Source organism: Pleomorphochaeta sp. (assembly GCF_050031695.1).
GTDB lineage: Bacteria > Spirochaetota > Spirochaetia > Sphaerochaetales > Sphaerochaetaceae > Pleomorphochaeta.
Genome location: NZ_JBNAIC010000014.1, coordinates 45,406 through 65,820 on the forward strand (window position 1 = coordinate 45,406; position 20,415 = coordinate 65,820).

At 28.1% G+C, this 20,415-nt stretch carries 17 protein-coding genes; 8 read left to right on the forward strand and 9 right to left on the reverse strand.

Annotated features, from left to right (window positions below; translation table 11 throughout):
* Nucleotides 1-73 precede the first annotated feature (73 nt).
* From ACPKM0_RS02625 to ACPKM0_RS02650, 6 genes are all read right to left on the reverse strand, one after another.
* Nucleotides 74-799 carry a GntR family transcriptional regulator gene (locus ACPKM0_RS02625; RefSeq protein WP_472473245.1) on the reverse strand — a complete coding sequence of 242 codons (726 nt, stop codon included), beginning with the start codon at nt 797-799 and terminating at the stop codon, nt 74-76.
* Nucleotides 800-811: 12 nt separating this feature from the next.
* Nucleotides 812-1,705, reverse strand: coding sequence for a hypothetical protein (locus tag ACPKM0_RS02630; protein WP_472473246.1), 894 nt, complete (start codon nt 1,703-1,705; stop codon nt 812-814).
* A 27-nt stretch (nt 1,706-1,732) separates the two neighbouring features.
* Nucleotides 1,733-2,779, reverse strand: coding sequence for an ABC transporter ATP-binding protein (locus ACPKM0_RS02635; protein WP_472473247.1), 1,047 nt, complete (start codon nt 2,777-2,779; stop codon nt 1,733-1,735).
* Nucleotides 2,776-3,600, reverse strand: a complete 825-nt coding sequence (locus ACPKM0_RS02640) for an ABC transporter permease (RefSeq protein WP_472473248.1) — start codon at nt 3,598-3,600, stop codon at nt 2,776-2,778. The genes ACPKM0_RS02635 and ACPKM0_RS02640 overlap by 4 nt, the downstream gene beginning before the upstream one ends.
* A gap of 14 nt (nt 3,601-3,614) precedes the next feature.
* Nucleotides 3,615-4,469 carry an ABC transporter permease gene (locus ACPKM0_RS02645; protein WP_472473249.1) on the reverse strand — a complete coding sequence of 285 codons (855 nt, stop codon included), beginning with the start codon at nt 4,467-4,469 and terminating at the stop codon, nt 3,615-3,617.
* A 117-nt stretch (nt 4,470-4,586) separates the two neighbouring features.
* Complete coding sequence (locus ACPKM0_RS02650; protein WP_472473250.1) at nt 4,587-5,846, reverse strand: ABC transporter substrate-binding protein; 1,260 nt, start codon at nt 5,844-5,846, stop codon at nt 4,587-4,589.
* Nucleotides 5,847-6,508: 662 nt separating this feature from the next.
* On the opposite strand from ACPKM0_RS02650, the gene ACPKM0_RS02655 reads away from it, so the two are divergent.
* On the forward strand, nt 6,509-8,317 hold the full coding sequence (locus tag ACPKM0_RS02655) for an EAL domain-containing protein (RefSeq protein ID WP_472473251.1): 1,809 nt from the start codon (nt 6,509-6,511) through the stop codon (nt 8,315-8,317).
* 49 nt (nt 8,318-8,366) lie between these two features.
* Here ACPKM0_RS02655 and ACPKM0_RS02660 read toward each other — a convergent pair whose 3' ends face one another.
* Entirely contained in the window at nt 8,367-9,143 is a 777-nt protein-coding gene (locus ACPKM0_RS02660) for a DeoR/GlpR family DNA-binding transcription regulator (RefSeq protein WP_472473252.1), read from the reverse strand.
* A 233-nt stretch (nt 9,144-9,376) separates the two neighbouring features.
* Between ACPKM0_RS02660 and ulaG the strand changes: the two genes are divergently transcribed.
* The 7 genes from ulaG to ptsP all read left to right on the forward strand — a co-directional run bounded on the left by ulaG (nt 9,377) and on the right by ptsP (nt 16,205).
* Nucleotides 9,377-10,438, forward strand: a complete 1,062-nt coding sequence (ulaG, locus tag ACPKM0_RS02665; protein WP_472473253.1) for an L-ascorbate 6-phosphate lactonase — start codon at nt 9,377-9,379, stop codon at nt 10,436-10,438.
* Between the two features lie 77 nt (nt 10,439-10,515).
* Nucleotides 10,516-11,196: an HAD family hydrolase gene (locus ACPKM0_RS02670; protein WP_472473254.1), complete on the forward strand. Its 681-nt coding sequence runs from the start codon at nt 10,516-10,518 to the stop codon at nt 11,194-11,196.
* Between the two features lie 277 nt (nt 11,197-11,473).
* On the forward strand, nt 11,474-12,895 hold the full coding sequence (locus ACPKM0_RS02675) for a PTS sugar transporter subunit IIC (RefSeq protein ID WP_472473255.1): 1,422 nt from the start codon (nt 11,474-11,476) through the stop codon (nt 12,893-12,895).
* An 88-nt stretch (nt 12,896-12,983) separates the two neighbouring features.
* Nucleotides 12,984-13,292 carry a PTS sugar transporter subunit IIB gene (locus tag ACPKM0_RS02680; RefSeq protein ID WP_472473256.1) on the forward strand — a complete coding sequence of 103 codons (309 nt, stop codon included), beginning with the start codon at nt 12,984-12,986 and terminating at the stop codon, nt 13,290-13,292.
* An 18-nt stretch (nt 13,293-13,310) separates the two neighbouring features.
* A complete protein-coding gene (locus ACPKM0_RS02685; protein ID WP_472473257.1) occupies nt 13,311-13,766 on the forward strand; it encodes a PTS sugar transporter subunit IIA in 456 nt (151 codons plus the stop codon).
* A gap of 416 nt (nt 13,767-14,182) precedes the next feature.
* Nucleotides 14,183-14,443, forward strand: coding sequence for an HPr family phosphocarrier protein (locus ACPKM0_RS02690; protein ID WP_472473258.1), 261 nt, complete (start codon nt 14,183-14,185; stop codon nt 14,441-14,443).
* A gap of 37 nt (nt 14,444-14,480) precedes the next feature.
* Nucleotides 14,481-16,205: a phosphoenolpyruvate--protein phosphotransferase gene (gene ptsP / locus ACPKM0_RS02695; protein WP_472473259.1), complete on the forward strand. Its 1,725-nt coding sequence runs from the start codon at nt 14,481-14,483 to the stop codon at nt 16,203-16,205.
* Between the two features lie 111 nt (nt 16,206-16,316).
* Here ptsP and ACPKM0_RS02700 read toward each other — a convergent pair whose 3' ends face one another.
* Together ACPKM0_RS02700 and ACPKM0_RS02705 are read right to left on the reverse strand one after the other, a co-directional pair.
* Nucleotides 16,317-18,407, reverse strand: coding sequence for a response regulator (locus ACPKM0_RS02700; protein ID WP_472473260.1), 2,091 nt, complete (start codon nt 18,405-18,407; stop codon nt 16,317-16,319).
* A 193-nt stretch (nt 18,408-18,600) separates the two neighbouring features.
* Nucleotides 18,601-20,259, reverse strand: a complete 1,659-nt coding sequence (locus ACPKM0_RS02705; protein ID WP_472473261.1) for a GGDEF domain-containing protein — start codon at nt 20,257-20,259, stop codon at nt 18,601-18,603.
* Nucleotides 20,260-20,415 lie beyond the last annotated feature (156 nt).

Genomic DNA, 20,415 nt, shown 5'->3' on the forward strand with positions numbered 1-20,415 from the left:
ATTTAGGCCTTCAAAAAAATATGATATTAGATTTAATTAATTGATACAGAGCATTAAAATATGCTCTATTATCTTAATTAAATTTTCTCATTGGGGATTTTGTTATACTTTGTTCAAAAATAGTATTTTCATATAACAAAGGGATATTCTTATCATCATATGCAATCAAACCAGTTGATATTACTGGCTTATTTTCAATAATATGAAGCAATTGGGCATCTTTTTTCTTAATATTCATTGCAACCTTTATTTCATTTTTAAAAACAAAATTAAAATTAAAATTTTGTCTTAAAACTGTAAATAGTGATTGCCCAACGCCTGCAATGGAACAATAATCTGGAGATAACGTTTCACAATTTTCACAAGGAATATATGTTTTAGTTAACCAAACTGGTTTATTATCTATAAACCTAAGTCTATTAAAATAGAAACAAGCGGTACCTTTAGCTATTTGAAGTTTATCACAAAGATCATCTTCAGCTTTTATTTTCTTAAAATCAATAATTTTTGTAGTAGGGACATGTCCTTCATTTAAAACTCCAGCTGTAAAACTGCTCATCCATGTCCAGTCATGTTCTTCTACATCATTAACATAAGTGCCTTTTCCTTGAATTGTTCTAAGAATTCCTTGATCAATTAAGTGCTTATAAGCATGTCTTACGGTAACTCTACTCATATTATATAATTTCACAAGTTCATTTTCACTAGGAACGAGATCTCCTGGGCCTAATTCTCCATTATTAATTCTATCTTGAATTTTTTCAGCTAATTGAATATATAATAATTTTTTAGATCCCATTTCAAGACTCCTCTAATTCCAAGGTTTTGCATATGTTTCTATAATATCATTGATTTCTTTGATATTAAAGACCATTTCTTCACTATTAACTCCGTCTTCAAGAAGACTTTTTAGACCATTGCTCCATAGACTTCTCCCCATAGCATAGCCACAACCTCCTGCTTCACTAAAGATTTTTAATTGGTCTTTAAAAGTTTCAAAATTAATTCCAGAAGTTAACAAAATAAAAGGCGCATCAGATAAACTGATAATTGATTGACAAACTTCTTTTGCTTTTAAAGAAGATACTTCATTCAAATCACAAGGAAAAGAAATTTTATAAATATCTATAGGTAAATCACTAAATGTAGTTATCATACGTTTTTGTGCTTCAATTCTTTCATCATGACTTAGAATTGAATATTCAGGAGCAAGAATAGGTTCAAATAGAAAAGGTAAACCTAAACTATGACATTTTAAAGCCACAGATTTTACTAAAGCTCTTTCTTTTTCAAGAATTTCTATTCTATCAATATCATAATAATAAATAAAAAGTTTAACACAATCCCCATTAATAGATAGGATATTATCAATATCAATTTCTTCAGTTAAATAATTGTCTCCAAAAGAAGTTGAAGAATAATCATCACCTTCTATTCCAACTAATAATCCTTTATTTTCTAAATCAACTCTTTTTCTCACTTGTTTAGCACTATATATAGGATCTAGCAAAAAAGATGATACATAAGGTTTTAAACTTTCAATTAAACTCATCTTTAGATTAACTATCTGAGAAAAAGATATTTCTTTATTTGTTATTTCAGTACAAGCATTTATAAATACCTGCCGATGATCAATTGCAGCAATCTTAAAAAAACCATTATCATCAGCAAGTTTTTTTAAGTGTTCTATTTTTTTATCACGCATAATTTTATTTTTAAGATTTTCTCCATATTAAATAGTATCATCTTGAGCTACAGCCCAAAGTTTATCCTCGATAAAGGTTAATCCAACAGTATCACCTACATCGTAAGAGGCTGCATTATCCATAGTAGCCTGTAAAGAAACTCCGTTAATATCGAATACATATCTAACGCTAGTTCCCATAAATATTCTACTAGTAATTTTAGCTTGCATTGCATCACTTTCTTCACTAACTTCAAAACATTCATTTCTTACAACAAGATATACATCTCTATTATCTTTAGGTAGTTCTTTCAGTGTAACTGTACCAAATTCAGTTTCAACTGTGTTTCCTCTCTGAATTCCTTTAACAAAATTACTACAACCAAAGAACTCTGCTATACGTTTAGTTCTAGGTTTACGATAAAACATTTCTGGTTTATCAAATTGTTGTAACTTTCCATCAAACATTAATGCAATTCTATCAGAAAGCATTACAGCCTCTTCTTGATCATGAGTTACAAATATACTTGTAACACCAAGCTCTCTTTGAATTGAGAGAATCATATCTCTCATCTCAATTCTTAATTTTGCATCTAGTGCTGATAAAGGCTCATCAAGCAAGAAAATTTTAGGTTCAATTACAAGTCCTCTTGCAAGAGAAACTCTCTGTTCTTGACCTCCACTTAATTGAGTTGGTTTTTTCTTTCCATACCCATTAAGTTGAACAAAATCAAGCATTTGATTAACTTTCTTTTCTATTTCATCTTTTGGTCTTTTACGCATTTTTAATCCAAAAGCAACATTATCATAAATAGACATATGAGGGAAAAGCATTGCTTTTTGGAAAACCATAGATACTTCACGTTTTCTAGGTGGAATATCTAATACTGACTCCCCATTAAATAATACATCACCTTCAGTAGGTTCTATAAGGCCTGCAATCATTCTAAGAGTAGTAGTTTTACCACAGCCACTAGGCCCTAGAAAAGCTATCATTTCTCCAGGTTCAATTGTAATATTCATATCTTCAACGCTTGGTAGCGGATTTCCTTCATAGTGTTTTACAAGGTTTTTTAATTCGAGCTTTGTGCTCATACTTCATTTCCTCCTGATTTTTTTTCTCCGTTACCGGAAAGATATCTTGATGTGATAAGCAGCATTAATATCGCTGGGAAAACGAAAATAATAGATACAACCGCTGAAATTGCATTATCTCCGCTTCCAATGAAAGCAAATAGCTGTGTTGGAAGTGTTCTTACATTTGGTCCACCAATCATTATTGTTAATAAATATTGTGACCATGATACTAAAAAGGCATATAGACTAGCTACTATAATTCCAGGATAAATTATAGGAATTGTAATTTGGAAAAAAGTAACCATAGTTGAAGCACCTAATACTTTAGCTTGATCTTCATAAGATACTGGATAATCCTCAAAGGTACTTTGAAGATACATAATCATATATGGTATTGTAGGTATCAATTGAACAATAACTACGCCCCAAAAAGTATTAATTAAGTTTATCTTAATAAATATTACTTGTAATCCCATAATTACAACAAGTACTGGAACAATAGCAGGAAGTGTTACAATTGTTTCAACAACTTTTTTCCCTTTAAAATCTTTAGTTCCAAGAACTTTTGCTGCAGGCATTCCAACACATAATGAAATTAAAGTAACAGTTAATGACACATTAATACTTAATAAAAGAGACGAAATAATTGACTTTTGACTTAATGCATATTTCCAAGCCCTTAAGCCCCATTCTGGAACAACATTAGGATAGTTCCATCTGAAAGCAAAAGACCATATTATAATAGGTATGAATGGAATGAATACAGTTACTAAAATATAAACTATGGAAAAATTCCTCAGTCCATTTTTGCCACTTTTTTTTCTTTTTGATTTAGACATTTTTTTATTCACTCCTAATAACGTACTTTAGAAGACAATCTTCGATAAACAATTACAATAAATAACACTATTACTGCTATAATTGTAGACATAGCCATAGCTTGTGATCTGTAAGCTAAATCTATATTTGTAAATTTCTGATATGCAACAATCGATAATGCTTTAGGATATGTTGATCCTAATAAGAAAGGAATTTCATATGAACCAAAGGCATAAGCGAAAATAAGTATTGATGAAGTAGATATAGATGGAAGCATCATAGGAAGAAGCACATAGCGAAATCTATTCCATGAATTAGCACCTAAACTAATAGCAGCTTCTTCGTATGCAGTACCTGTTGTTTGTAATATTCCAACTAGTGCAACACCTACAAATGGTACAAATTTCCACATCAAAGCTAATATAATTCCGATACCATGGGAATCAAAAATCATCTCAGGGAACTGACTAGAAGATTCAATAATTCCAAGTAAGGCTAAAATACGTGCTATAAATCCACTTTGTCCAAAAAGGAACAAAATAGCGATACCACTTACAATATGAGGGATTGGAAGAGGAAATTGATATGCAAATAACACAGCACCTTTTCTCTTAAAACGTTTCCTCAATCCCATTGATAAAATAATTGCAACAACAATAGAGAAAAAAGTCGAACCTAGTGCAATCCAAAAGGTAAAGCCTAAAGATGATAAAAATTCTTTATCTTGAAGTATAGCTTTATATGCATCTAAATTCACCTCATATTGTCCAATTATTGGTATATAATTAAGACTCTGTACAAGTCCATAGATGAAGCCACCACCAAACAATCCAACAATAATTATTAGTACGGGTGATAACATCAACCAGTTTTTTGTTTTTTCTTTCATAGGTTTATCGAGGGTAGATAATATTTTTCACCCTCACTTACTCCTGAATTTCTTTTCATACGAATGCATGATATTGAAGAATCAGGAGAAGAAGTACTTCTCCTGATTAAATAATTACTAATTAGATCCGATTCTTTCGTTCCAAATTTCTTCTATATAAATATTTAAGTAAGAACTTATTTCAGGTGCTGTAGTTCTAGCTTTTTCAGAAGCTTCTACATAAGTACCAGGTGCAAGTTTTGCTAATTCTTTAGCAAAAGCTTCAGTTTGTTCATCTGTAAGTGTTGTTGAATCAATAGCAGGAGCTCCACCAGTTGAGGATATATTTTTAGCTTGAATAAATGGATCAGCAATGATATTTGCAATTACCATAGCACCAGCTTTATGAGCACCATTGAAAGTAAGTGCAACATAGTTAGTATCTGCAATAGAAGTATCTAAACAATATACTTTTGATGCTTCAGGATATTTACCGTTTTGAATATCATTATAAATTCCCATACCATTCATTGTTACAGAAAATACACTTTCCCCATTATTATATAATTCAAGTTGTTGGGTTGATGAAGGATAAGTTTTACCTTCTTTCCATAGATATGGTTCAAGTTCTTCAAAATATTCCCAAACAGGTTCTGTCATTTCTTCAAATTCTTCTTTAGTAATATCATCTCTATTATATTGTTCAAAACCGCCTGTTAATTCATACATAGCAGCTTTAATAAATCTTGTTCCGTGGAAATCAGGAATTCCAGGGTAAGTAACTACACCAGGATTTGCTTTTGCAAAAGCCATGAATTCAGTATAATTCTTTGGTAATTCATCTTTACTATATAAATCAGAATTATAGATTAATTGGAATTGAGCTGTCATCCAAGGTGATTCTTGACCATTTACAGGATATCCCATATCAAACTTGATCGATGGATTATCCCAGTTAACATGTTTAGCATTTGGAATAGCTTCTGACCATTCTGGGAATGTTACACCAGCTTGTTGCATCATCATAAAGTTAGAACCATTAATCCAGAAAATATCAACGGTACCACCATCAACTTTTCCAGCTGCTTTTTCACCAATTACAGTATTTACAGCTTCAGTAATATTAGTAACCCCAACTCTATTGATTGTTACACCATATTCTTCAGCAGCTTCACCTAAAACATTATCTACAAAATTATTATATGAAGTACCTCCGCCCCACATATAAAAATTTACAGTTTGTCCATCAGCTTCAGCTAAAACTTGTTCCCAAGTCATATCAGGCCAATTTTCATCTACAGTTGCATCTAAAGCTTTTTCTTCCTCTTGTCCACCTGCAAATAGCATACTTGTAGAAACTAATACACATAGCATTACCATTAAAAATTTCTTAATCATTATAAGACTCCTTTTGTTTATTATTACAATCAATTTTTGTAATTATTGTTTTGTAATAAGTAATACAAGAATACAACACAATACATATGGCGTCAAATTATTTTTTCTCTTCTATAATTAGTCCCATATAAAATAATAATAAAAATGATAGAGAATTAGTTATTTTAATAAAAAGGTTATTAGATAAGAAGAATAATAAAAAGAACAATCTGCAATTAAATAATATTTTTTATAAATACTTACCTTAAAAGTAAATATTACAATTTATTATACATTTAATATTTAAAAAAAATTAAACAATACATATATATATTTATCAATCTAATATTACATACAACTACAACAATAGAATCAATCTATTAACTAAATCATATCTAAATACAACATTAAAGGAATCTTAATTTTGTTATTTAACTTGTATTATAAATCTAGAAAAATATATCTACTTTTATAACAAAAATGGTTCAATCACTTTTCTTGTGTAATTTGGAATTATTATCTTAAATAATAAAATTACATTTATTAATTTCTACAAAAAAAATATTGGTATTTCTTCTCAACATATTGAGAAGCTTAATTTTTTAATTGCTTACTGCAATAATTACTGATAGACTTCTAACACAGACAATCAAAATTTATGATATTAAAAAAAGGAAAAACTTGTGAAAAAAAAAGTATTAAAAGATGTATATAATAAAATAGAGCAGCAAATAGATAGTATTTTGCCTCTTGTTGCTATTATATCTTCTGTAATTGCTTTTTCTATTTACTTTAGTGACATTCCTATAATTTATATGTATATTGATTTAATCATAGCTATTATATTTATAGTATTAAGTGTATTCCACAAAAAATTAACAATGGATAAAAAATTTTATACTATGATAGTAGTAATAATTACACTCGCAATATTAGTTTTTTTTGATGGTGGATTTAGTACTGGATTTATCATTTTATTAACAATTGGAAATATAATACCTATTTTAATATTTACTAAAAAAGAAAGTTTTTTTGTAAATATTATATCAATAATGATTTTAGCTATTTTAGGAGTTTGGGGAACTTTATATTCTAATAATTTATATATAAATATTGGAATAACCGCTTGGATTACTCATGTCTTAATGTTCATTCTATTTTTTATACTGTTTAGAATTGTATTTTTCAATATAATTGATACTTTATACAATTATCTTGAAATAATTGAGAAGAGCAATAAAAAAATTTACAAGTTAGCTTATTATGATAGTTTAACTAAATTACCAAATCAACATTATCTAATTAATCATATAAATAACAGATCAAAAGATATTAACTGTGCATATATAATAATCTTTTATATTAAAAATTTGGCTTTCATTAATTCCATTTATGGTAAAGAAATGGGTGATTCTGTAATTTTAGAGTTAGCAAAAACATTACAAAATCAAGAAATAGAATTAAACCTATTAGCAAAAACTGCAGGAAGTGAATTAGCTCTATGGATTGAAAATATAACAGATAATAATATGATAAATTATTTAAATAAAATTGAAGAAATTATTGATAAAAAGTATAGAATACATAAATTAAACCATAAACTAGACTTATATGTTAGTTATACTAAATATGAAAAAGAAAAAATGAGCCCCCTAGATTGTTACAATAAAACTAATATAGCAATGACTTACATCAAAAAAAATAACAACATCAAAAGAATAGAATTTAATGATGATTTAGAAGATTTGATTAGGTACAATGCTAAACTTAATAAATTAGTAGAAGAAGCAATTGAAAAAAAAGCTTTTACTATTAGCTATCAAACTAAAATTTCAGCAAAAGACACTGAAATAATAGGAGCAGAAGCATTAGCTAGATGGTATTCGCCTATTATTGGTAATGTAAGTCCTGGTGTTTTTGTTCCAATAATAGAAGAACTTGATAAATCTGCGCAATTTGGAGAATTAATCATAGATAAAGTTTTTCAAGAATATAACAAACTATGCAAAAAGTACAATAAGAAAATACAAGTTTCAATTAATATTTCTCCATCTCATTTAATACATATTGATTTCATTAATTACTTAAAAACAAAATTGAATGAATATGAAATTGATGGAGAAAATATAATAATTGAAATAACTGAAGAAGTTATCATTATGGGAATTAATGAAATAAATAAAACTTTATCAGAAATTAAAGCTTTGGGTATTAATGTATCAATTGATGATTTTGGTACAGGGTACTCATCTTTTAGTTATTTAGAAAGTCTTAAAGTAGATGAAATAAAAATAGATAAATCATTCATTGATAAGATTAACATAAATGAAAGATCAGCAATTGTAATAAAAAATATAATAACATTAGCAAAACAATTGAATTTAAAAGTTGTTGCAGAAGGTGTAGAGACAAAAGACCAATATGAAAGTTTACTAAATTTACAATGTGATTTTATCCAAGGTTATTATTTTTCAAAACCTGAACCTCTATAATATCACAATAAAATAACAAAAAAATAAGTAAAGATTAATAAGACTTTAATTACGCAATAATAATTTCTATACCCATATTTCTAAATTTAACAAGTTCTTCTTCTGGTGTTAGATCATCAGTAATTAAAATATCTATATCTGAACAAGGAGCTGTAACAAAATTTGACATTCTACCAATTTTTGAATGGTCTGCTAATACTATCACTTTATCATTAGTATTATTTATCATTGCATTATTAACACTACATTCTTGTAAAACAGATGTCATTAATCCTTTTTCAGCAAAAAGACCATTAACTCCTAAAAAAGTATAGTTACTATTTATCTTTTGCAAATTTTCAATAGTAAATATCCCAACTAATGATTGAGATGCTTCTCTATATTCTCCACCAAGAACAATTAATTCTATCTCAGGATTCATTTGTTTTGTTATTGCTCTTGCATTATTAGTAATTACATGAACTTTTTTATTAATTTCAGAGATAAAACTCAAAGTGGTAGTTCCACTATTTACAAAAATTGTATCATTATCCTTCAACATTTCTACAGCTTTTTTTGCTATTCTAAGTTTTTTATCCTTATTTAAATCTACTTTTTCTTGAAAAAGACGTTCTGGTTGAATAGTATCCCATTCTTGTAAAACAGAAGCTCCACCATGAGTTCTAATTAATAATTTTTGTGAATCTAAGGAATCTAAATCTCTTCTAATAGTTACTGGCGAAACATCTAATATCTCACTTAAATCTTGAACCTTAATTTTTTGCTTCTCAGACAGTATGTCTAATATTTTTAATTGTCTATTTGACGATATAGGTTTTTTGGTCATTTATTTTGTTCTCTCCATAAAAAAAAGCAATACATATGTAATTATAGAATTTTTGATCGTTTTATTAAAGTATATAATACATTTTAGCAAAAAGAAAGGAAATTGTAAAAAAAACGAATAAAAAGAAAGAAAAGAACAAAAAGAAAAAATAAATCTTGACTTTTTGAACTTTTCGTGTGAAAAATACAGTAATAAGAAAAAAAATAATCGAAAAAGAAAATAGGAGATTATAGATGAACGTAAAAGAAATCAACAAAGACAAATGGTTACACGATGTTTTCCCTGAATGGGGTACTTGGTTAAATGAAGAAATCGAAAACGAAGTTGTTAAACCTGGAACTTTTGCAATGTGGTGGTTAGGATGTACTGGGATTTGGTTAAAATCAGAAGGTAATGCTAATATTATGGTTGACTTTTGGACAAAAAGTGGTAAAAGAACAAAAAAAGATCCATTAATGAAAAAACAACACCAACATCAAAGAATGATTGGTTGTGTTGCTCTACAACCAAATTTACGTAACGCTCCTTGTGTTCTTGATCCATTTGAAATTAAAACAGTTGATGCTGTTCTTTCAACTCATGATCATGGTGACCATATTGATCCATATGTTGCAGCAGCAGTTTTACAAAATTGTGATGAAAGTGTTCCTTTTATTGGACCACAAGCTTGTGTAGACTTATGGATGTCTTGGGGTGTTCCTAAAGAACGTTGTATTGTAGTAAGACCTGGAGATACAGTAAAAATTAAAGATACTGAAATTGTTGCACTAGATTCATTTGATAGAACAGAATTAGTTACTGCACCTAAAGGAATGATTCTAAAAGATAATCCTGTTAGAGAAATGGATGACATTGCTGTTAACTATTTATTCAAAACACCTGGTGGTAATTTATATCATAGTGGTGATTCTCACTATTCAAACTATTTTGCAAAACATGGAAATGATCATCATATTGATGTTGCACTTGGTTCATTTGGTGAAAACCCAAGAGGTATGACTGATAAAATTAATGCAGCAGATATGTTAAGAATGGCTGAATCATTAAATACTCAAGTTATTATTCCAATCCATCATGATGTTTGGACTAATTTCATGGCTGATCCTCAAGAAATTAAAATGTTATGGAATATGAAGAAAGATAGATTAAAATATCAATTCAAACCATACATTTGGCAAGTTGGTGGTAAATTCACTTGGCCTGAAAATAAAGATGATTTAGAATTTATGTTCGATAGAGGCTTCCATGATGCATTCGCTATTGAACCAGATTTACCTTTTAAATCTCTTTTATAGACTTTAGTTATTATTCTTTATAATTACTTTATCGTTTTTATAAAGAATAATAAGAATTATAATTAATGGAGTATATTATGGAAAAAGCATCTATCGTATTTGATATGGATGGAACTTTGTTGGATTCTTTAAAAGATATAGCACATAATTTTAATAAAACTTTAGACTTTTATGGTTTCTCAACTTATCCAATATCAACGTATAGAGAATTACTAGGTTATGGACCCGCACAAACATTAAAAAAAACTATTCCATTAGATTATAAAGATAATGAAGATTTTATAACTGAAGCAGTTGAACATTTTAAAAAGACATACTATGAAAATGCTTTCACATATTCTAAACCATATGAAGGTATTATAGATATGTTACAACAAATACAAAAAACCAACAATTTAGCTGTTTTTTCTAATAAACCACAAGGTTTATTAGAGCATATAACTAATTACTATTTTTCAGATATTGATTTTAAATATATACAAGGTAGCGGAAGTTCACCTTATTCAAAACCTGAAAAAGAATCTGTTGATACTCTAATAGTGAGAAGTGGATTTAAAAGAAAAAATATTCTTTTTGTTGGCGATACTGTAATTGATGCAAAAACTGCAATAGCTGGAAATCTTTATAGTGTAGGCGTAACTTGGGGTATGGGAAATGAAGACGATCTAATTTCTTATAAAATGGATTATATTGCTAATACAGTAAATCAACTTCATAGAAAAATAGATGAATTTACCTTCAACCTTAAGGAAAATTAATTTTTTAAACATATAGTAACTTTTTTATAAAAAGAACAAAAAGATAAAATAACCAATATATGATTGTTTTTTATTTAAAAATCAATCAAAAAGAAAAATATCTATTCATTTGTTATATATTTTCGATAAAAAAAACAATAAAAACATTTATTTTGATTTTTTTGATTATTTTCTTGTGTTTTTGAAATTCCTAGGTTACTATTAATTAAATATAAAAAGTCGGATAAAAATGAATATTATTCATTCCGACAGATAAAAACACATGGGGAGTGGAATTATGGATTTTATTCTATCAATTTTCTTAGCATTTATTAATAAATTTCTAGGACAACCAGCGTTATTATTAGGTACCATTACTTTTATCGGGTATATGTTACTTGGCAAAAAAGTTTATGAAGCACTTGCAGGTTTCATTAAAGCGTATGTTGGTTTTAAGATTCTTCAAGTCGGAACTGGTGGACTTGTAGGAACTTTCAGACCAATCATTAACAGTCTTAATGCAAAATATGGTATTACAGCTCTTGTTATTGACCCTTATTTCGGCCAAACTTCAGCTACTGAAGCTTTAGATGTTTTAGGTTCTTTACAATATGTTGGATATGTAATGTTAATTGCTTTTGCACTAAATATTCTATATGTTGCATTCAGAAAACAAACTAAAATTAGAACTTTATTTATTACTGGTCACATCATGTACCAACAATCAGCTGTTCTATTATGGGCAATGTATTGGGTATTAGGAGCTTCAGGTGGTAATCCAGCTTCTCCTTTCTTAGTAATTATTATTGGTCTTCTTATGGGTACTTATTGGTCAGTTGCTTCTAACCTTATTATTGAAGCTACACAAGAAGTTACAGATGGTGCAGGTTTTACAATTGGTCACCAACAAATGTTCGGAGCTTGGTTTGCTTATAAATTAGGTGGATTACTAGGTAATAAAGAACATGATGTTAACCATGTTGAATCTCCTGGTTTCTTATCTATTCTTAATGATAACGTTGTTGCTAATACATTATTAATGACATTATTCATTGGTGTTATCATGGTTATTTTAGGACCAGAATCATTCGATTATAATACAGATAAATACTTCTTTGGAACATATATCTTTGAACAAACAGCACTTTTCGCAGTATATATTACAGTACTTCAAACTGGTGTTAGAATGTTCGTAGCTGAATTAACAGCATCATTCCAAGGTATTAGTGATAAACTTCTTAAAGGTTCTGTTCCAGCTGTTGACTGTGCTGTTACTTTTGGTTTCTCACCTAATGCACCAACATTCGGATTTATTTTCGGTTTCTTTGGCCAAATGATAGCAATCCTATTATTAGTTGCTTTAAAATCACCAGTATTAATTATTGCAGGATTCATTTGTTTATTCTTCGATAATGGTACTTTAGCAGTATTTGCTAACAAAGCCGGTGGAAGAAGAGCTGCTGCAATTATTCCTTTCCTTTCTGGATTAATTCAAGTATTTGGATCAGCATTAGTATTAACTGTATTAAAAGACAGTCCACACATTGTTGGTTGGATGGGTATGATTGACTGGGCTACATTATGGGCTGGTTCAGTATTATTAACTGACAAACTTGGAATTATTGTACCAATTCTATTAATTCCATTAATGATGATTATTCCTCAACTTCAATACAGAAGACATAAGGAAACTTATTTCACAACAATGAGAGATAATTAATCTTTTGAATTATTTTGGGATTCTCTTATGAGAATCCCTATAAATTAAATAACATATTATATTATAAATATTATAGTAGGAGTAAATTATGGTAAAAATATTAGCAGCATGCGGTAATGGTATGGGAACTTCACTTGTTATTAAACTTAAAGTTAAAAAATTTGTTGAAGCAAATAATATTAATTGCACAATTGATTCATGTTCACTAGGTCAAGCAAAAGGTTATATTAGCCAAGGTGTTGATATTGTGCTTCTTTCTTCACAATTAGCATCAGGTTTAGGAACAGTTCCTGAAAGAACACATGTTCTTGCACTTAAGAATTTAATGGACGAAAAAGAATTTGGACCAAAAATTCTTGAAATTGTAAAAAACAATTTCCCAGAAGATATTAAATAAAAAGAAAGGAATTAAATTATGGATTTAAAAGAACATTTGCTTTCTAGAAAAGCGATAGCGTTACAAGTTGATGCAAAAGATTGGAAGGCTGCAGTAAAAGCTGGAACAGATATGCTAGTTGAAGCAGGAACAATTGAACCTCGTTATTATGAAGAAATAATTCAAAATACCGAAGAACTTGGACCTTATTATTTATTAGCACCAGGCTTAGCTATGCCTCATGCTAGACCAGAAGGTGGCGTTTTAGAAAATAGTTTTGCACTTGTTACTTTAAAAGAGCCTGTTGTTTTTGGTGATCCAGATAATGACCCAATCGACATCCTTATTACTTTAGCAGCAAGAGATGCTAAAACTCAAAACGAAGAAGCTATCGTACAAGTAGTAACTTTACTTGACAATGAAGATACTATTGATAGATTAAGAGCTGCAAAAACTCTTGACGATATCAAAAAGCTTTTTGATGAAATAGATTAAGCTAGTTAAGATAGGTAATAATTTTACTTAAATAAATTAACAAATAAGAAGATGTAAGCAAAGGAATACTAAGCAAACAATTTTAGTAATAATTTATTTATTTTTAATAAAATCAATATTATTAAAATTGAGCAACCTTATCCTAATTGAACAACACCTTACCCTCATGTAGTTAAATCTATTGTAGCTAATATGCTACAAATCTATGTTATTTTTTAGTTCTATCCCTTGTGCTAAAAAATAATTTAAAAATAATACGAGGAATAAATAATATCCTCAGGATAATTAATTCTTTAAAAATAAATTTTCCTGAGGAATAGATGCTAAAAATATATATTAAGCATCTATATAATAGTATATCAAGAATACAAAACAATTCTTGATAACAACTTATAAATAAATATGGGAGAATAATCATGATATCAAGAGAAGTAGAAATTATAAATGAAACTGGATTACATACAAGACCTGGAAACCAATTCGTAAAGTTAGCAAAAACATTTCCTTGTACTATAAATGTAAAACGTGGTGATACAGAATTCAGTGCAAAAAGTCTTTTAAAACTAATGAAAGTTGGTGTTTCTAAAGGTGATCATATTATTATTGAATGTGATGGTGAACAAGAAAATGAAGCTATTGATGCTTTATCTAATTTCTTAGCGAATCTTACAGAATAATAAACATATTTTTTAAAAATAAAGAAGGTATTATTATATGAAAACTTTTAGTGGAATTTCAGCTTCACCTGGAATAGTTATCGGCAAAGTATTTGTTTTTAGACATCAAAAACTTGAAATTTCTGATTACCCTATTGCCTGCGGTAGTGAAGAAGCAGAATTTAAAAGATTCATTCAAGGTAGAGATCTAGCTATCGAGCAACTTAATGCTGTATATCAAAAAGCATTAGAAACTCTTGGTGAAGATGATGCCGAAATTTTTGAAGGTCATATTGAATTAATTGGTGACGAAGATATAGAAGAAGGCATAAAAGAATATATATTCTCAAAAAGAATGTGTGCTGAAAAAGCTTCTGTTCTTGTAATGGAAGAAAATGCAAAAGATTTAGAAGCATTGGATAATCCATACATGCAAGAAAGAGCTGCAGATATCAGAGATATTGGAAAGCGCTTATCTTACTGTATAGCAGGTGTTGAATTAATGAGTTTATCAGATATTGAAGAACCTGTAATTATTATTGCTGAAGATTTAACACCTTCTGATACTGCACAAATAGATAAAGATAAAGTATTAGGGTTTGCTTGTGAAGTTGGTGGTGCTACTTCCCATGTTGCAATCATGGCAAGAACTCTTGAACTACCTGCTCTAGTTGGTTGTTCCTCTTTATTAAATGAATTAAACAATGGCGATGAAATTATTTTAGACGCATCAACTGGTAAAATTATTACTGAAATTGATGATAAAACAAGAGCTGAATACCAAACTAAAATAGAAGCTTTCTTTGACAACAAAAAAGCACTTGAATCTTTAAAAGATTTAACAGTTGAAACAACTGACGGTCACAAAGTTGAACTTTGTGCTAATATTGGAACTGATAGAGATGTTGAAGGAGCCTTAAAACATGGGGCAGATGGCGTCGGGCTTTATAGAACTGAATTCTTATTTATGGATAAACCTCAAATGCCTTGTGAAGAAGTTCAAATGCAAGCTTATAAAAACGTAGCTGAGGCTATGGGCGATCGTGGTATTATTATTCGAACCATCGATATTGGTGGTGATAAATCACTTGAATACCTTGATTTCCCAAAAGAACTAAACCCCTTCTTAGGATGGAGAGCTATTAGAATGTGTCTTGACACCCCTAATATAATAATAACTCAATTGAGAGCTATTTTAAGGGCTAGCGCTTATGGTAATTTAAAAATTATGTTCCCTATGATTATTTCTGTTAAAGAAATTAGAAAATTAAAAGCTTTAGTAGAAGATGTAAAAAAATCACTTAGAGAAGAAAATATTCCTTTTGACGAAGATATCGAAGTTGGAATTATGGTTGAAACTCCTGCTTCAGCTGTAATTGCACCAATTTTAGCAAAAGAAGTAGACTTCTTTAGTATAGGGACTAATGATTTAACTCAATATACACTTGCAGTTGATAGAGGAAATGAGAAAATATCTGACCTATACCAACCTTTACATCCTGCTGTATTAACTTTAATTAAAAATGTTATAGATGCATCTCATGCTGAAGGTAAATGGACTGGAATGTGTGGTGAACTTGCAGGTAACGAAATTGCAACCTTAATTCTATTAGGACTTGGACTAGATGAATTTAGTATGAGTGCTAGTAGCATTTTAAGAGTTAAAAAAATAATTAGAAGTGTTAGTTATTCTGAAGCAAAAGAATTAAGTGAGAAAGTACTTCAAATGGGTACTACTGATGAAATAATTTCTTTCATGAATAATTACATTTTAAACCTATAATTGAATTAATTATATTTAGTGATATAAGTTGTTGAAAATCATATATTTGATATTTCAACAACTTTTTTTTAGTTCATAAAAAAATATGTTTAACCTTTATAAAATACAGATTTAGGAAGAACTCTCTTTTTTAAGAAATACTTCACATATAGTTAAATAGAAAACTTCTTTGTCTATCGGTTTGCTAATATAAGCATCTAATGGTGAAAGCGAAGCTTTTTTAAAATCACTTAAGGAAGCATCAGCACTGAGTCCAATTATAGGGACATTTTGATTGATCTTTTTTATCTCTTTAGTTGCAGTATAACCATCCATAACAGGCATTCTTATATCCATTAAAATCAAATCATAAGCTGTATCATTAACCATTTTAACACCTTTTAAGCCATTGTCAGCTATATCAACAAATAGTCCTTGATCAGATAATAGTTTTTTTATAATCATTTGATTCAGAGCATGGTCTTCGCAAACTAAAACTTTTTTCCCTTTTAGTAATTTTTTAATACAATCTTTATTTATATCAGATTCTGATAAAGACATACTTTCTGAAGCCTTATTATACCTAATTTCAATAAAAAATGTTGTTCCAACATTTTTTTCTGATATACAAGAAATATAACCACCCATCTTTTCAATTAAATATTTAGTAATAGAAAGTCCTAAACCAGTTCCAATATGCAATGCTTGTGAATCATCTCTTTCGATTTCAAAAGGCTCGTACATTTTTTGTTGAAAGTTCTCTGACATTCCAATACCATTATCTTCAATTTTATACAATAATTTGACTGTTAAATCATCTTCATCAACTTTTTCAACAGACAACGATACCGCACCACCTTTTGGTGTAAATTTAATTGAATTAGAAAGTAGATTAACTAAAATTTTCTTAGATTGAACTTGATCAATTTGTATTATTTCATTCATCAATTCGTTTGAGACATTACACTTATAAACTAACCCTTGTTCCTCTGCTAACGGTTTGATAATTTGATTTACTGAAGTTATTAAATTATTAAATAATATAGGTTTTTCTTCTAAAATAATATTTTTTTCTTCTATTCGTTGAATATCTAATACATCATTTACTATAGATAATAGATATTCACTACTATTTTTTATACTTTTAAAATAATCTAATGCTATTGATTCAGATGTTTCACTTATACCAAATTCAGTAAGATTTATGATTGTTCCAAGTGGTGTTCTCATATCATGAGACATTCTAGATATAAACTCCGTTTTAGCTTGATTAGCAACTTCTGCTGATTTTTTTAATCTTTGAATGTGTTTATTTCTAAATCTGAAAATTAACAATAAAATTATACTTATAGCTAAAACAATCATAAGAATTTTATCATTTTGACTTATCAACATATCATAAAATGTATATTCATACCTTTTCATCACAATGCTTTCAGCAAAGATTTTTGAAAATTCGTTTTCCATCATATAGTCAATACTTTTATCTATTATATCCACCAAGATAGGATCTTTTGTTGAACTTAATCCTATTGAATTATCACCTAATACAATGTTAGTTGGATAAGAAGTAAGAGATCTATATCGTGGCATTTGAAGAATATAATTTGCCTCATATCTTCCTATAATAGTTGCATCAACATCTCCCTTAAGTACATTTTCTGCTCTTTCATCTGCAGAAGTAAATACAACTTCAGCTAAAGGAAATTGTTCATTAATAAAATTTAATAATGAATTTGCTGAAGCTGGTACCGCAATTGAAAATCTAGAATCAGTAGAAAAATCTTCCGTTTTTTTTATAATTAATTCAAAAGAATTTTCCATAAACGATTTACTAAATAAAAGACCACTAGATTCTTGTTGTTTATCATAATCAAAAAAAGCTATTGCAAGATCACAATCTTTATCAATTAATGATTGAGCACGCGTCTTTTTAGGTAATAAAGATACATAGTCAAAATCCAAACCACTAATTTTTGAAATAGATTCCATAATATTATAATTTAAACCACCAAAACCTTCATCTTCCTTAAAATAACTCATAACAAAACGATCAGGTTTCAGCCCAACCGTCAAAATTGGAGATTGTTCTATATAATCTAACTCTTCCTCAGTAAATTTAACTTTTTTATTGGTATCATCTGCATTTATATTTCCTAAAATAAATAAACCAAATATAAGGATAAGTAAAATAAATCTATTTTTGTAAATATGATGAACCATTTAAATACCTCTATAATTATAATATACCGGTAATTTTCATATTCGCAACTATAAAAATTAATTATTAGTTTATTCACTATATTATAAGTGTACCATTTAGCCACTAAGAATCCTTTTTTTAAGGTGGACTATATTAATATTAAAAGATTAACAATGTCATAAATGAAAGTTAAAATTGTGATTATTATTGTAACTACCGAGCATTCTTCAAAAGTTGTTTATGTTCATACATTTTTTTATCAACTGTTTTATAGAAAGAAGTAAACAGTTCTTTATTATTATAGATTTTTGAACCATATGCTAGAATAATATCATAAGATTTATTTTTAGATTTATCTTTTAAATATTCATTTATTTGATTAGTATATTTTTGGTAAAAATCATGGCTAACATCATAAATAATACATGCAAATTCATCACCACTTATTCTATAACTTTTCCCATTTTCACCTATACTAATATTCAATGAATTATAAGATTCAATAATAGCATAATCACCTTCGGCATGACCTAAAGTATCATTTATTCGTTTTAAATGATTTAAATCTAGTAAAACCAATCTGAAACTTATTCCCTGATTTATTAAATTATCAACATCACTTTCAAAGGATGCTCTATTCCAACCTTTAGTAAGATAATCTTCAAAAGCGAGTCGTTTATACATCAAAGATTTATTTCTTGTTTCTAATAATTCATTAATTGATTCAATAGCATCACTCAAAACTAACAAGAAGAAACCAAATACTCCTAATGATAAAAATTTCTCTAATTTGCTATAAACCCCAAATATAAATAATCCCATTATAATTGCAGCAAATACAAATAATGCTAAAAATATTAACAAATAATTTCTTGCTTTAATATTTTCCTTTTTAAACCCTTCATAGATTAAACAATACAGTATTATAATAGCTGTAATTAAAATAAGTACTATTGAATAAATCGTTGAAGAAATAAAAGAAACTTTACCACTTAATTGTAAAATAAATTCCAAAACTAATAAGAAAATAGTTATTTGAGCAATAAAAGAAAGAAGTTTATAAAATCCTTCTAAAATAACATCTCTAAAAAATAATATTATTATTAAGGGTAAAACTAAATTCAAAATATAACTTGTGCTAGAAATTAAAAAGCGATTTGAGATAAAAAGTTGGAGCAGTGTTGATTCTGAAATTATCCAAAGACCAGCTGCAATACCAAAAGATGAGAGGTAAAGAATATGCTTATTTATTCCTATATTTTTAATCCAAAAAAGTGAAGATAAAGAAAAAAGGCTCAAAAAAATAATTAAAGTAGAAATAACTAAATTAAGAAAATTCTCTTGTATCAAATTTAGAATAATAGCTCCACCCTCTCCTAACATTATAGAATTAATTAGTCCTGAAAAATGCGGCGTTGGAGATGAAAATGTTATTTTTAATATTTTACCACTTGAAGAAGAAATAGGAATGTTAATTAATTGCCACGAAGCTGGATATGGCTCAATTAAGCCTAATTTACTAGAATTCATATCTAATGAATGAATTAATTCATCATCTATATATGCTTTTACATTCATCATTGATGATCTAATTCTAAGTATTGGATAAATAAAATCTTCTTCATTTATAATTCTTTCAATAGAATATACTTGACCAGGTTCAAGATTAAAATCTTGTGGTAAAATAGAAGTCTCATCAACTATACCATTATAAGAAATAGTCCATCCATTATTAAATGAAATTATATCATTTCTATTTAAATTCATACCTATAGAATCATCTGTAAAGATAAAAAATAACACTGTTAAGAGATAAACTGAAATAATAGTAAGATTTAACAATGATACAATATTTTTACTCTTTTTAGGCATAATTTCTCCGTTAAATAAACATATATAATAAATTCAAATAGAAAAAGAATAATATTTTTATAAAACTAAATTACGCAAAAAAGCATAACATCAATTATTTATAAAATTCCCCTATTATTAATGCTTTGTTATTAATATTATCATATAACACCGAAT

What these genes read in the sequence shown, in the direction of transcription:
- ACPKM0_RS02625 (WP_472473245.1), bottom strand. Translation starts at nt 799, where the DNA reads ATGGGATCTAAAAAATTATTATATATTCAATTAGCTGAAAAAATTCAA.
- ACPKM0_RS02630 (WP_472473246.1), bottom strand. Translation starts at nt 1,705, where the DNA reads ATGCGTGATAAAAAAATAGAACACTTAAAAAAACTTGCTGATGATAAT.
- ACPKM0_RS02635 (WP_472473247.1), bottom strand. Translation starts at nt 2,779, where the DNA reads ATGAGCACAAAGCTCGAATTAAAAAACCTTGTAAAACACTATGAAGGA.
- ACPKM0_RS02640 (WP_472473248.1), bottom strand. Translation starts at nt 3,600, where the DNA reads ATGTCTAAATCAAAAAGAAAAAAAAGTGGCAAAAATGGACTGAGGAAT.
- ACPKM0_RS02645 (WP_472473249.1), bottom strand. Translation starts at nt 4,469, where the DNA reads ATGAAAGAAAAAACAAAAAACTGGTTGATGTTATCACCCGTACTAATA.
- ACPKM0_RS02650 (WP_472473250.1), bottom strand. Translation starts at nt 5,846, where the DNA reads ATGATTAAGAAATTTTTAATGGTAATGCTATGTGTATTAGTTTCTACA.
- ACPKM0_RS02660 (WP_472473252.1), bottom strand. Translation starts at nt 9,143, where the DNA reads ATGACCAAAAAACCTATATCGTCAAATAGACAATTAAAAATATTAGAC.
- ulaG (WP_472473253.1), top strand. Translation starts at nt 9,377, where the DNA reads ATGAACGTAAAAGAAATCAACAAAGACAAATGGTTACACGATGTTTTC.
- ACPKM0_RS02670 (WP_472473254.1), top strand. Translation starts at nt 10,516, where the DNA reads ATGGAAAAAGCATCTATCGTATTTGATATGGATGGAACTTTGTTGGAT.
- ACPKM0_RS02675 (WP_472473255.1), top strand. Translation starts at nt 11,474, where the DNA reads ATGGATTTTATTCTATCAATTTTCTTAGCATTTATTAATAAATTTCTA.
- ACPKM0_RS02680 (WP_472473256.1), top strand. Translation starts at nt 12,984, where the DNA reads ATGGTAAAAATATTAGCAGCATGCGGTAATGGTATGGGAACTTCACTT.
- ACPKM0_RS02685 (WP_472473257.1), top strand. Translation starts at nt 13,311, where the DNA reads ATGGATTTAAAAGAACATTTGCTTTCTAGAAAAGCGATAGCGTTACAA.
- ACPKM0_RS02690 (WP_472473258.1), top strand. Translation starts at nt 14,183, where the DNA reads ATGATATCAAGAGAAGTAGAAATTATAAATGAAACTGGATTACATACA.
- ptsP (WP_472473259.1), top strand. Translation starts at nt 14,481, where the DNA reads ATGAAAACTTTTAGTGGAATTTCAGCTTCACCTGGAATAGTTATCGGC.
- ACPKM0_RS02700 (WP_472473260.1), bottom strand. Translation starts at nt 18,407, where the DNA reads ATGGTTCATCATATTTACAAAAATAGATTTATTTTACTTATCCTTATA.
- ACPKM0_RS02705 (WP_472473261.1), bottom strand. Translation starts at nt 20,259, where the DNA reads ATGCCTAAAAAGAGTAAAAATATTGTATCATTGTTAAATCTTACTATT.